At 70.4% G+C, this 13127-nt stretch carries 8 protein-coding genes and 1 pseudogene; 4 read left to right on the forward strand and 5 right to left on the reverse strand.

Features of this window, described 5'->3' with window-relative positions:
* Window positions 1-409 precede the first annotated feature (409 nt).
* The 4 genes from ACIGDI_RS28145 to ACIGDI_RS28160 form a co-directional block, all read right to left on the reverse strand.
* The gene (locus ACIGDI_RS28145; protein ID WP_399902082.1) at window positions 410-1117 is read right to left on the reverse strand and encodes a plastocyanin/azurin family copper-binding protein; all 708 of its coding nucleotides are present in this window, start codon (window positions 1115-1117) and stop codon (window positions 410-412) included.
* On the reverse strand, window positions 1102-1629 hold the full coding sequence (locus ACIGDI_RS28150) for a hypothetical protein (RefSeq protein WP_399902085.1): 528 nt from the start codon (window positions 1627-1629) through the stop codon (window positions 1102-1104). Before ACIGDI_RS28150 ends, ACIGDI_RS28145 begins: the two co-directional genes overlap by 16 nt.
* 105 nt (window positions 1630-1734) lie before the next feature.
* Window positions 1735-2784 carry a plastocyanin/azurin family copper-binding protein gene (locus ACIGDI_RS28155; RefSeq protein WP_399902088.1) on the reverse strand — a complete coding sequence of 350 codons (1050 nt, stop codon included), beginning with the start codon at window positions 2782-2784 and terminating at the stop codon, window positions 1735-1737.
* Between the two features lie 49 nt (window positions 2785-2833).
* Window positions 2834-4162, reverse strand: a complete 1329-nt coding sequence (locus tag ACIGDI_RS28160) for a copper resistance protein CopC (protein ID WP_399902091.1) — start codon at window positions 4160-4162, stop codon at window positions 2834-2836.
* Window positions 4163-6341: 2179 nt separating this feature from the next.
* On the opposite strand from ACIGDI_RS28160, the gene ACIGDI_RS28165 reads away from it, so the two are divergent.
* Window positions 6342-6491 (forward strand): hypothetical protein, encoded by a 150-nt coding sequence (locus ACIGDI_RS28165; RefSeq protein ID WP_399902094.1) that lies wholly within the window; start codon window positions 6342-6344, stop codon window positions 6489-6491.
* A gap of 164 nt (window positions 6492-6655) precedes the next feature.
* Here ACIGDI_RS28165 and ACIGDI_RS28170 read toward each other — a convergent pair whose 3' ends face one another.
* Window positions 6656-9958 carry a S8 family peptidase gene (locus ACIGDI_RS28170; RefSeq protein WP_399902096.1) on the reverse strand — a complete coding sequence of 1101 codons (3303 nt, stop codon included), beginning with the start codon at window positions 9956-9958 and terminating at the stop codon, window positions 6656-6658.
* A 274-nt stretch (window positions 9959-10232) separates the two neighbouring features.
* Here ACIGDI_RS28170 and ACIGDI_RS28175 point away from each other — a divergent pair.
* The 3 genes and pseudogenes from ACIGDI_RS28175 to ACIGDI_RS28185 all read left to right on the forward strand — a co-directional run.
* Window positions 10233-10488 (forward strand): annotated as a pseudogene (locus ACIGDI_RS28175) (IS5/IS1182 family transposase); the annotation flags it as partial.
* A 177-nt stretch (window positions 10489-10665) separates the two neighbouring features.
* Complete coding sequence (locus tag ACIGDI_RS28180; protein ID WP_399902099.1) at window positions 10666-11043, forward strand: nuclear transport factor 2 family protein; 378 nt, start codon at window positions 10666-10668, stop codon at window positions 11041-11043.
* A gap of 253 nt (window positions 11044-11296) precedes the next feature.
* Window positions 11297-13108, forward strand: a complete 1812-nt coding sequence (locus ACIGDI_RS28185; protein ID WP_399902102.1) for a serine/threonine-protein kinase — start codon at window positions 11297-11299, stop codon at window positions 13106-13108.
* Window positions 13109-13127 lie beyond the last annotated feature (19 nt).

The following is a 13127-nucleotide window of genomic DNA, read 5'->3' on the forward strand; positions in this document are numbered from 1 at the left end:
GGGGGCGCTGTCCGCCTCAAGAGGCGACGGTGCGCCGCGGCACGAGACATGCAGATGCTGGGGACAACTCCCCTCCTGCCCCTGTCGCGATGCTGCCCACCATGGACGATGCGCGACACAGGGTCGGCGTAGCGGCCCTTGTGACACCGGTGACAGGGACAATGAAGGCTACCGGCAGCGACTCCCGGGGCCGCGCCTATGACGCCATGGACCGCGCGATCCGCGCCTGGGTGGTCGCCACCCTCTTCGAGGTTTGTGCCGCCGAGCCGCGCTTGCAGCACCCCGTGGACGTTCGCGCTGAAGAGCGGCGCTCCGATCGTCTCGCCACCCCTGCGTCACGCCCTGCTCGCCCTGTCTCCTGCTGAGGGGGCGAGCAGAGCGTTGTGAAGGGTGTGCTCTTGCCGTGGCGTCAGTCTTCTTTCCCGTTGGCGGAGGTCGCAGCCGCGGCCGCGGCGGAGCGGGATCCCACCAGGAGCAGGCACAGGACGGCGACGCCGGCGATGATGCCGGCCAGGACCAGGAGCGGGTCCAGTGGGCGCGTCGCGCCGGCTGGCTGCGCCGCCGGTGTCGCTTCCGGCTGTGCGGCGGCGGCCGGGACGGTGGAGGCGGTGGGGCTGTCCCTCGCAGCGGGCGCGGCGGCCTTGGCACTGTGGTGTGCAGGTGCGCCGGATGCCGGGCTCCGGGTGTGTGCGGGATTCGGCCCAGGCGCCATCGGCATGGTGTGGTGGGAGGTCGGGCTCGAAGCCGGAGCACGGGTGGCAGCGGCCCTGACGACGATCTGCGCGGTCATGCCGGGGTGGACGGTACAGACGTAGCCGTAGGTTCCGGCGGTGGTGAAGGCGTAGCTCCAGGTGCCGCCCTTGTTCAACATCGGTGAGTGGAACGAGGCGGGGCCCGAGGAGGTCTTCACGTCGTGCGGTGCGGTGTCCTGGTTGACCCAGGTGACGGTGTCGCCGGCCGTGATCGTGAGCGAGCGGGGGCCGAACGCGTAGCCGGACATGACGATCTGGTGGCCGGCGGCCTGCGCTGCGGGCGCCTGCAGGAAGGTGAGAGCGGCCGTCAGGAGCAGCGCGGCGAGCAGGGCGCCCGGGATGCGGAGGGTCAGGCGGGGCGGCATGTGAACTCCGCGGCGATGAGCAGACGCAAGCGGTCTGCGGGGCGGATGCGGGACAGGGCGAAGCCGGTGGTGCGGCGCAGCGGGTGGTAGGGGACGCGGATGGTGCCGAGGACGAGGAGGCTGGTGTCGGTGCGTTCGACGACGCGCAGGGCCAGCGTCGCGGGAAAGCCGGGGACGGTGGTGTCGCCGGTGGCGAGTTCGCCCGGGAGGCGCAGCCGCGTGTCGTCGGCGTCGGGTTCGATCGCCGTGCCGGCGAAGGTCAGCTCCTCGCCCTCGAGTGCGGTGCCGGTCAGTTTCAGGCTCAGGGTGCAGTCGTCGGGGGACGGCGCGACGGTGAGGGTCGCTCGGTCCGCGGTGACGCGGCGGCGCAACGTCGGCAGGGGACCGAGGAGGGTGGTCAGTTCGACGATGCAGCGGTCGCCGGCGGCGCCGTAGGTACCAGGGTGAGGCAGCCAGGACGGGCCGGGGACGGGAGGAGGCAGGGTGTGGGTGGGGAGGGTCTGTGTGTTCACGGCGGGCACCTCGGTGTGCGAGGGAGGCGGGGGAGGGGACAATGGCCTGTGGCGGGCCGGCCGACTGCGACTCGGCCGGCCCGCCACCTTTCTTCAGGGCCCGCTTCAGCAGGAGTTGGTGAGGTAGTCCTCGGTGGGGGTGAGCATGTGCTCGGCCCAGACGGTGTGCATCTTCACGTAGGCGTCCGGGTTGAGGAGGTCTGAGACCTGCTGGCCCAGGGATTCCTGCAGGTGCGCGGAGTTGATGTGCTGCAGGAGCACGGTGAGGGTGTCGTCGCCGACGGAGCCGGCGCCGTTGACGGCCGGGGCGATGATCGACTCCACCCAGACGGTGTGCATCTTGAGGTAGCTGTCGAGCTTGAGCGCGTCCTGGACCTGCTGGCCGGGGGACTCTTCCAGGTGGGCCTTGTCGATGTGCTGGAGGATCGGCAGCAGGACCTGCTGGATGCTGACGCACTGCTCGGAGCCGCCGTCACCGCTTCCGCCGCTCGTACCGCCCGAGCCGCTGCTCCCGCCGGTCGAGCCCCCGCTGGAGCCGCCGGAGCTCGATCCGCCCGTGCTGCCGCCGGTCGAACCGCCCGTGGATCCTCCGCTCGTTCCACCGGTCGAACCGCCCGTGGATCCTCCGGTCGAACCCCCTGTGCTGCCCCCGGTGGAGCCGCCGCTGTCGGCGACCACGGTGAGGGAGGCCGTCATGTCCGGGTGGACGGCACAGTAGTACTTGTAGGTGCCCGCCTTGGTGAAGGTGTACGACCAGCTGTCGCCCTTGTTCAGCGTGCCGGAGTCGAACTTGGCCGGGCCGCTGGTGGTGGTGACCGTGTGCGGCGCGCTGTCCTCGTTGATCCACTTCACGGTCTGGCCGACCTTGACGGTCAGCTTCGGCTGGGCGAACTTGTAGTTCGTGATCTTGATGGTGTAGTCGGCCGCCTTGGCCTGGGCCGCCGCCGGCTGTGCCATCGAGTGGGCTTCCGCGGCCGGCTGCGCGGTGGCGGGAGCCGGGGCTCCACTGGCCTTCTGCAGGAGCGCGAGGCAGCCCGCGGAAGCCAGGGCCGCGCCCAGGCCGACCGTCAGCAGTACCCGGTTGCCGCGCCGGGCACGGGATCCGTGCCCTCGCTGCCGCCGAGCGCCGTCGGCGGCGGAGTCGTCAGTGCTCATAGGGATGGTTCTCCTTCAAGAGGAACGGGTGGTACGGGTGGTGCACCGGTCAGCGGCCGGGGGCGGACGTGACCAGCAGACTCGTCGCGGCAAGGACGACGAGGACAAGCCCCGTCTCCGCCGCGACCGAGTGGACGAAGGGCCGGACGGTGGCGCGATCGCCGCGCAACAGGACGGCGATGTCGAGCCGGGTGCGCACCCAGCTCCGGCTGCGCTGGGCGCCCAGCAACACGGCGCCCAGCACGGCGAGTTTGATCAGCAGGAGCCGCCCGTAGCCGGTGTCGAAGAGCGCGCTGAACGAGCCGACGACCTGCCAGGCGAGCACCGCTCCGGCCACCGCGATCGCCGCGACGCAGACGCCGGCCAGCGTGGAGTAGCCATGCACGGCGGCCGACAGTTCCGCCGGTCGACGCCGGGGCAGCACGCCGAACAGCAGGAAGGCGAGACCGCCCAGCCACAGGCAGACGCCGAGCAGATGGACGAGATCGGCCACAGCACCCCATCCCGGGTGACCGCCTTCGGAGTTGTGGCCCGCCATGCCCGTCGTACGCAGCAGACCCAGGCTGACGACGGCCGCGCCGACCCGCCAGCCCGGCGACCGGGCCGCCCGCTCACCGCCCTGCATCAGCGCGGCCAGCACCACGGCCGCCAGCACCCACATCAGCCCCCGGCACGCGAGTACGACGCCGACCTCGCTGTTCAGCAGGTTCGTGTACGTGGACACCTTCAGCGCGTCGCCGAGACCGCCCAACGCGCCGTACGCGCCCTGCAGTCCGGCACCCGCCAGAGTGGCGACGAGCCCGGCCGCCCAGGAGACCGCCAGGATCCGTCGCGTCCTGCGGTCCTGGGAGCCCTGCGGCCACAACATCGCCAGAAACCCGAGGCCGCCGACGAACAGGGCCAACGCCAGATAGTCCACCCAGCGGACGGCGACCCACGCCTTGCGCACGGCATCGGAAGGCGCGGGGGCCGCTGCCGCGTCGCTCCTGGCCGCCGACGCTGAGGCACCTGCACCGATGACGAAGGACACACTGCCGGAGGTCGGATGCCCGTCCTCTTCATCGACGACATGCCAGTCCAAAGTCACCCGGCCGGCCTCGACGGTGGCCTTGGGGAGGGTCACGACGACGGACGCCGCGCGCCGCTGCCCGGTGGCCGGCCTCGCGACGGTCAAGGGCCTGCCACCCGCCGCCACGTGCACGTCGGCCAGGTCCAGGGCCTCGCTGAAGGTGAGCGTCACCGTGCCCGGGGCGTGGGACAGATGGGTGCCGTCCTTGGGGGACGACGACTCCAGTTCGGTGTGGGCGGAGGCGACGGGAACGCCGACCAGCAGGACCAACAGAGCCAGAACGGCTGTCACCACAGCGCGAGCTCTCATCGCGTCAGCTCCCCAACCACGGCCGGGTCGGACGCCACACCGACGCAGACCCCCGTCGAATCGGCCGAGGCGGCCGCCGAGTCAGCGGACACCGACGGGGACGCGGAAGGGGCGGGCGACGGGGAACTTCCGCCTGTGAGACCACTGAGGCCGTCCAGAAGTCCGGTCACGGGAGTGATCACCCCATTGAGAAGCGGCTGCACCAGATGCACTTCGCCGTCCTCGCAGGACTGCGACGGAGCAGGGGAAGGGGATGAGGAGGCAGGCGACGAGGGGGAGGAAGAGGGCGACGCGTTGCCGGAGGGGCCCGGAAGAGGGCCCGCACCGCCGTGCCCGGCATGGCCACCGCCGTCCTGGGTGCCGCTGCCCGTAGGCACCGCACCGGAGGGCAGCGGCCAGGAACCGTCCCAGGTCCCGCCCTCCGAACCGCCGGTATCGGTGCCGGTATCGGCAGGACCGGAGCTGCTGCGCTCCGACGGTGGCGTGGGGGCCTTGGCGGCCGGAGGAGCGGCCATGTTCACGCTCTGGTCGCCGGTGCCGCCGATACCCGACGCGTATCCGAGGACGACGATCACCGCCGCGACGAGCGCACCGGCGACGATCTCGTCGCGATGGTCTCCGGGCCAGGACATTCTGGCGAAGGGCATGACTCCTCCTGACGGCGGCACGTGCTGGCAATGCCGAAGAACGGGATGGCAATGCCCAGGAGTGGACCGACACAACGAGTCCCTGTGAATACGCGTCAGTTAATGCGCCGTTTCATTGCCTCACTTCCGCGCCATGGCGCACTGTGAGAACGGGCCTCACCGGCCGAAGGCGCGATTATCGGTCATGGAGTAATCATGGAGTAATGGTGAATGCGAACAGAGCAGTCATTATTCCTTCACCGAATTCACTTGCCTGCATATGCGGCCGTGCGTCCATGGAGGTGCGGCGGATTCAGCAATCGACCCTGGCTCGCTGGCTTCACAGGCGGAAAGCATGGACGGTCCGGCCTGGCCTTGCGCTCGCCGTCAGGAAGCCAGTTCGACCACGAGAACGAAGATGATGTGAGTGAGCAGCCGGCCGACGAGCACAGCGAAGCCCGGGCATCTGACGCTCGTGGGAGGACGGGGCGGCGAGTTGGCACGCAGCCCCGACCCGCGTTCGGCAGCTAAGAATCCCGATGATTGGCGTTTCGGGTGACGTCGACGCTGACTGCCACCACGAGTTCGGGTTTCACGAGCGGATGGCGGACCAGGGCCACGCCTCGCGGTGGTACGGTGACGGGTCCGGTGTCAATCTGCCTCGCGGCGCGGAGGCGATCTATGCGGGCAGCAGCTCGGCGGGCGTGATGCGGACAGCGAAGTCGGCGCGATGCCTGGGGAGCCCACGCGCCACTTTCCGTGCATAGGCAGCGTCGAACGGCGGCCACGACGGCGGCAGGGCCGCGCGGTTGGCGTGCGGATATGGCACTGTGGAAGGGCTCCTGGCCCGCCGCTTTCCCCCGTAGCGGCGGGCCAGGGTCACTGTCCCGCAGTTCTCGCTCCGCCCAGGCCCGATGACGGCCCCGCGGTGGGCTATCACGCCCGAGTTAGGCCACCCGCAGCCCGGACACCCTGATTTGCGAGGACGAGCAATGAGGGTGGCGATCGTCGACGCCCTTTCTCGCCGTCACGAGTGTCGAGGCGCCGGGCTGTGCCGATACGGCCACCGGATCTTCCTCTGCGTGGGGAGGATCGGGGAATGGCCTGTTCGGCGGGAGCGACAGTCAAACCCGGAGCGATTCGCCCTCCTGTCAAAGAGTGACCACTACGCCAGGCGACGTCACCGGGGGCGGCGCCTGTGGCAGCGACAACGGCAGTCTCTTCGGCGGGCCCACGGGCTGACGCCTGCTGACGGAAGGGGTGAGACGGGATGCATCCGTCGGACATGTGACGGGTTACTGAGTTCCTGCCCTTGTCTCGCGCTGCATGATCCTCACCCGCAGCCGACCGTCGGGGTTCGACGGCCGCGGGTACGCCGCGCGCCGAAGCGCTCTCCCCGCGACGGCACTTCGGATGAGGGCGTCGAGACCGCTGCCGGGGCGGGGTGGAGGAGGGCGATGGTGCGCCGGAGGCGTCGACGAGGTGGACGATGGGCAGACCGGGGCCGGTGCCGTCGTAGTCGCGACGCACGACGTCAGGAGAAGAGCCACGTCGTGAGGCGGCTGCACCACCCGCCGGTCGGGGACTTCTCGCTGCGCTTCGAGACGTACCGGGTGGCGGGCGACACCGACCAGGCTCTGATCACGTACCACGCCGAGCTGGAGTCGGCCTCGGCTCAGTCCCTGCGCCTGCTGGCCAGCTGAGGCACGGATGCGACTCGGGCGGTGCCCGCGGTCCGAGGCGCTGCCGGCTGTCCGAATGGCGCCCCGGCCGAGGCGCGGGTGGCGGGTGTCCGGGGCGGCGCACGCGAACGGCCCGCGGGAAGCGGTGCTTCCCGCGGGCCGTCCGTCATCGGCCTACCGGTGTGTCACTTGCCGAGGTAGGCGTTGTAGATGGTGATCGCCGACGTGTTGCCCTTCTTGTCGGTGATCTTGGCGCGGAACGAGATGCCCTTGTTCTTCGCCGGGTTCTGCACGGTGATCTTGCCGCCCCGGACGGTGACCTTCTTGAAGGTCTTGCCGTCGTAGGAGACGTACACCGAGAGGGACTTCAGGTTGCCGCCCGCGGCCGCGCCCTCGACGGACACCGGGAAGGTGACCTTCTTGCCGGCGTCGACCCGGCTGTCCAGGCCGGTCGTAGCGCCGAAGTGCAGGGCGGAGACGGGGAGCTTGGCGGAGCCGCCCGACGGCTTCTTGGAGCGGAACGTCCATGTGGCGTCGATCCGCGAGGACACCGCGGCGACGTTCGACGCGCGCTTGACCGAGGTGGTCAGCTTGTACGCGGCGTCGGCGGACGGGACCTTGAAGGGCTCGTCGCCGAAGAGCGGGTCGTGGTTGGAGCCGACCTTGCTGCCGTTGCGGTACAGGGTGGTGTTCACCGAGGTGAAGAGCGAGGAGCCGGCGTGCTTGGCTCCGTCGGCGAACAGCGGCAGCAGGCCGTAGATCTGGTTGCCGTCGCGGTAGACACCGAAGTCGGCGTTCAGGTGCGGGCCGAAGACCGCGGTGTTGAACGTCTTCGTGTACGACTTGCCGGCCGTGAAGGACTGGGCCCCCAGGGCGTAGCCGGCCTCGCCGATCGGGAAGCCGTCCTGGTCGAGGCCGCCGTCCTGCTCGAACTCCAGCTCCCACTTCACGCCGCCCTTGGCGGCCAGGTGCAGGGTGCGGGTCCCGGGCAGCTTCTGCGGGATGGAGACGGCGGAGCCACCGGAAGCACCGGGCAGCCAGCCGAAGGCGGCGATGGAGCCCTTCTTGCCGCTCACGGAGGCGCCGAGCCGCGCCTTCACCGTGGCCAGGTCACTCGCCTTGTAGTGCTTGGTGTAGCCGGTGGCGAGCTGCCTGACCGCGCCGCCGGAGGTGACGTCGTACTGCTCGGTGGCACCCTTGGTCCAGTGGCCGTCCCACTGTTGGGTCAGCGTGCCCGCCGGCAGCTGCGGGCCCAGGTGGGCGGTGTGGAAGTTCTTGTACGTGTCGAGGAACCAGCCGAAGCCGTACTCGCCATCGCCGACCGTCACGTCCCACTCGGGCGAGGCGAACACGGACTTGGCACCCGAGGCCGGGACGGTGATGTCCACCGGCTTGGCCTTGCGCGCGTCGATCGTGATCGTCTGCTTCTTGGCGACCGTCAGTTTCGGCTGGGCGATCGAGTCGATGCCCTTGCTCGCGTCCTGCGGGTCGCCGAAGACGGCGGTGTTGAGGATGTACGTGCCCTTCGGCGCGCGCACCTTCACCGTGCCCGACTTGTCGTACGGGTTCAGCCGCTGGCCGTTGGCCAGACCGGCCACACCGGCCAGGTCGGCGCTGTAGTACGGTGCCGGCTTGCCGTCACGGCCGATGAACTTCAGCGTGACGTCGTAGGACTCCACCTCGCGCTGCACCGCGGCGGCCGTGCGGACGGTCTGCCCGTCGCCGGTCGCGGTCACGTACGACGAGTAGGCGCCGTCGATCGTGCCGCCCAGCTTGGTGTCGACCGTGAAGCCGACCGCGGCCGTGCCGTGCGCCGGGACGGTCACCGAGGTCGCGGCCAGCTTGAAGAAGCCGGCCGGGGCCGCGTGGCCCTTGGGGTCGGTGGCGGTGCTGGTGAGCTTGAGCGTGACGTCCTTGTCGCCGAGGTTGCGGTACGTCAGCTGCTTGGTGACCGGCTTGTCGTCGGTGTGCGGCCACTGCTGCACCCCGAAGCTGACCGAGACCGGGTCGGCGATCACGGACTGCTTGATGGCCTTGTCGACCGCGATACGGCCCGAGCCCTGCTCGAACGGCGTGTAGTTGCCGCCCTTGGCGGAGCCCGTGAGTGCGCCCTTCAGCTCGGCGTAGCCCCAGTCGGGGTGCTCCTGCTTGAGGATCGCGGCGGCGCCCGCGACGTGCGGGGTCGCCATCGACGTGCCGGAGATGGTCAGGTAGCCCTCGGGCTTCTCGCCGACCTCCTTGTCGATGACGCTGCCCTTGGCGGCTGCGGCGGTGATGTCCACGCCGGGCGCGGTGACGTCCGGCTTGATGGCGCCGTCGCCGACCCTCGGGCCGGTGGAGGAGAAGTCCGCCAGCTTGTCCTTCTTGTCGACGGCGCCGACGGTGAGCGCGGCGTCCGCGCTGCCCGGCGAACCGATCGACTGGGGGCCCGCGTTGCCCGCGGCGATGGCGAACAGGACGCCCTTGTCGGCGGAGAGCTTGTTGACCTCGGCCTCGAGCGGGTCGATCTCGGGTGTGTCGTAGCCGCCGAGGCTGAGGTTGATGACGGATGCGCCCTGCGCGGCCGCCCACTCCATGCCGGCGAGGATGCCGGAGTCGTCACCGGAGCCGGTGTCGTCCAGGACCTTGCCGTTGAGGATCTGGGCGTCGGGGGCGACACCCTTGTACTTGCCGCCCGACTTGGCGCCGGTGCCCGCCACGATGGAGGCCACGTGCGTGCCGTGCCCGAAGTGGTCGGTGGCGTCGGCGGCCGCCGTGAAGTTCTTGGACGCGACCACCTGGCTCTTGAGGTCCGGGTGGGTGGTGTCCACGCCGGTGTCCAGGACGGCGACCTTGACGCCCTTGCCGGTGTAGCCGGCGGCCCACGCGACGGGGGCGCCGATCTGCGGCACGGACTTGTCGAGGGCGGCCTTGCGGACGCCGTCGAGCCAGACGTGGGCGATGCCGGAGGCGGCCGCGTCCCCGTCGGTGACGGCGTGCCACAGCTCGGCGGTGTCCTTTACCGGGGTCTGCACGGCGTCCGCGTTCAGCGCCTTCAGGCTGCGGCGCAGGGTGCCGGCGTCCCGGACGTCGGTCTTGGCGGCCGCGGCGGCGCCGCTGTAGCCGACGATGACCTTCAGGCCGTTCTTCTGGGCCTTGCGGGTGGCGGCCCTGTTCAGCTCGGTGATGTCGAACAGGCGCTGGTCCAGCTTGCCAGACGCGACCAGGCGGGCCGCGTCGGCCGGGACGACCAGCGTGTGGCCGTGGGCCTTGCGTACCTGGATGGGTATGTTCTCCCGGCCCTTGGCCCGCCGCAGGCCGACGACGCGGCCCTTGGCGTCGAGGTCGACCCGGTCCCCTGTGATCAGGGTGACGTGGTGCTTGGCGGTGAGTAAGGAGCCGGCGGCTTGGACTTGCTGCGCGGGCTTCGCCGACGCGGGGCTGGTCATACCCGCTGCGAGGGCGACGGCTGCGGCGGTGGCCACCGTGGCCGCAACCGCTGTTTTCACTTGTCTGCGCAAGATCTCCCCCTGGAGATGAGGTATCGGGCGAATTCCCCGTTCGCCCGACCGAGGGATATCTCGTACACCTGTACGCCACCCCCCGGACGACGGAGTATGCCGGGGGTGATGAGACGGCTCAAGACTTGAGAGGACGGTGTGAAAGCGCTGCCTGCAACTGTTACGCGGCGGGGGAGACACCGTTACCGAATCGGGAAGTCCCGCTCGTCCGAACGGTGTTATGCGACGTCAGGCCCGCGTTCGCGCGCACGGTGATCTTCCCGACAAGGCCTACGACCGCCCCGACATACATAGTTGGCCTCGATGGAACGGATCGGATTGCGCATCGCGCGCAAAGGCATCGAGTCGAGTGAACGACCAGGGCGACGCTGCTGGTTGATTGAGCGGACCATGTGCTGGCTGTCCGGCTACCGAAGACCCAGCCCTCGATACGAGCGCAATCCCCGCGACTACCTGGCTTTCTCGTACTTGCCGCCTCCCTGCGCTGCTACAAGCGACTCGTCCGACTCACCACGTAGGACACGGTCTTGGTCGCGGACCAGACCGATCGTCTTTCCCTTCGCGATGGATGCCGCGGACCGCTGTGTCTGATGCCTGCATGGCAGGCGGGGTGTACGGCTTCAGTGGCGTTGTCGCCTGCGGCTGTCCGGCATCACGGACCGAGTGTTGTCAGTAGGGCCTGTCAGGATGCGGCCATGGAGTCTTCTAAGATCGTTGAAGGGTTGTGGGAGCGCATGCAGGCCCGGGACTGGGAAGGGCTGGGTGAGTTGCTGGCCGACGGCCTGGTGGTGGAGTGGCCCGTGAGTGGAGAGCGGATCGTGGGTCGCGACAACTTCGTGAGGATCAAGGCGGAGTACCCGGAGGGGTGGTCGATCCGGGTGCTGCGGATCGTGGCGGATGGCGAGGCAGTGGTCTCTGAGGTGGAGGTCCCGCACGATGTCATGGGGGTCCACCGCGTGGCGTCGTTCTGGACCGTTCGGGACGGAAAGATCGTTGGTGGGCGGGAGTACTGGACCGAGTTGGGTACGGACCCGTCGCCCGAATGGCGGGCTGGGTACGTGGAGCGGATGTAGACCGCTCGCGTTGGCCGTCCGTGCGCCTGTCGTAAGCCGGCACCGGTCCTACCATCCACTACACCCTGCCCACCGCCGGCCCTGGTCTGTGCGAAGACGCCGTCCAAGTTACCGGCGATGACCTGCCCCTCCCGCCCTCGCCACCTACTGGGAAGACCTGGTCACCTCCTGAACAGAGCTCCCGCAGGGGCACGTCAGGCCCGCCCACTATCCTGCTTCCGTCACGGGGTGAGGTGACCAGGGGGAGGCGTGGGTGCAGTCGTTGGAGAGCACGGATTCGGCCACGATCGGCGGCTATCCGTTGCTGGCGCGGCTCGGTGCGGGCGGTATGGGGCAGGTCTATTTGTCGCGCACGCCGACCGGCCGTCCCCTGGCGCTGAAGACGGTCCGGCCCGACCTCACCGCCGCTCCGGACTTCGAGCGGCGCTTCGCCCGGGAGATCCGTACCAGCGACCGTGTCCGGTCCCCGTGGACCGTCTCGGTGGTGGATTTCAGCCCGCCCGGACATCGCCCGCTGTGGCTGGCCACCGAGTACGTCGCCGCGCCTGCTCTCTCCGACTGGGTCGCCGGGCACGGGCCGTTGCCGCCCGCCGCCCTGCGTGCTCTGGCCGCCGAACTCGCCGCGGCGCTGACCGCCGTGCACGCCTGCGGACTCACCCACCGAGACGTAAAACCGTCCAACGTCCTGCTCGGCCGCGACCGGCCCATGCTCATCGACTTCGGCATCGCCCGGGCCGCCGACGACTCCCGCCATACCAGCACCGGCGGTGTCATCGGCTCGCCCGGCTATCTCGCTCCCGAACAGGCCGCTGGGGGAGCCGTCACCGAGGCGGGCGACATCTTCTCCCTGGGCGCGGTCCTGGTGTTCGCCGCGACCGGCACCGGTCCCTTCGAGTATCCCGGTGAGCAGCCCTCGGCCGCGTCCCTGCTCTACCGCATCGTCCATGAGCCGCCTCGCCTGGACGGCGTACCGGCCGAACTGGCCCCGCTGATCCGCGCCTGCCTGGCGAAGCGGCCCGAGGACCGGCCGCACAGCGCCGAGTTGGCGGCCCGGCTACGCCGAGGGCGGGCCGCGGACGACCCGCGGACGGCCGCTCGTGAGGGCGGGCACGCTTCGGTGGCCGACGCGTGGAAGGGCGCGCTCCCGCCCGGACTCGGCGCCGACCTCGCGGCCCGCGAGGAGGAGGTCGCACACCTGTGTGCGGTACCGCCGCACGGTCAGGTGCAGGCGCCTTCGGACGCGGTGACGTCCGCCGGCGGGAGACCGCCCGTGCCGACGACCCCCGGGGCGGGGTCCCTGACCCCATCCCTCGGCCACCAGACGCCCGCCACGCCGTACGCGCCGCCCCCCGACACCCCGGAACCGTACGGCCAGTCGTCCCCGGGCACCCCCACGTCGTACGGCCCGTTCACCCCTGACACCGCCCAGCCCCGCTTCGCCCCCGGCACCGCCGGGCCAGGCGGGTTCGGGCCGCACGGCGCCCCCGCCCCCCACAGGGACGGGGGCGCACGCCGCCGCGTCCGCTGGACCGTCGCCGGCTCCGTCCTCGCGGTGGCCGCCCTAGTGACCGGCGTCCTGCTATGGAACCCGTTCGACAAGGAGACGGCCGGTGAAGGCTCCACGGCCTCCCCGCCCCCCTCGTCCTCCGCGCCCGCCCTCTCCGCCGCATGGGCGGGCGTCTGGACCGGCACGGGGCCGGGCAACCCTGACGCGGACGGCCAACAGCACCCGCGCACCGAGTCGTTCACCGTGACCCTCACTCTGCACACCGCCGAGGTGGGCGAACTGGCCGGCAAACAGGTCAGCAACATCAAGGAGGCCGGCACCGGCCGCGAGGTCGGCTGCACAGAAGCCCTGGAACTACGGTCGGTACGCGGCACGACGGCCACGTTCGTCGCGGCCACCAGCCACCCGACCAACCGCTCGGACACCTCGCTGCAATGCGAGAGCGGCCACCTGTACGTGGTCCAGCTGACCGCTGCCGACACCATCAGCCTTGGTGACGAGGGCAGCCAGTCCGCCGGTGCGCCCACGGCCCTGCACCACAGCCGCGGCACGTCCTGAGCAGCGCCCGCCGGGGCTG

The organism is Streptomyces sp. NPDC085900, from assembly GCF_044540925.1.
GTDB classification, from domain to species: domain Bacteria; phylum Actinomycetota; class Actinomycetes; order Streptomycetales; family Streptomycetaceae; genus Streptomyces; species Streptomyces gilvifuscus.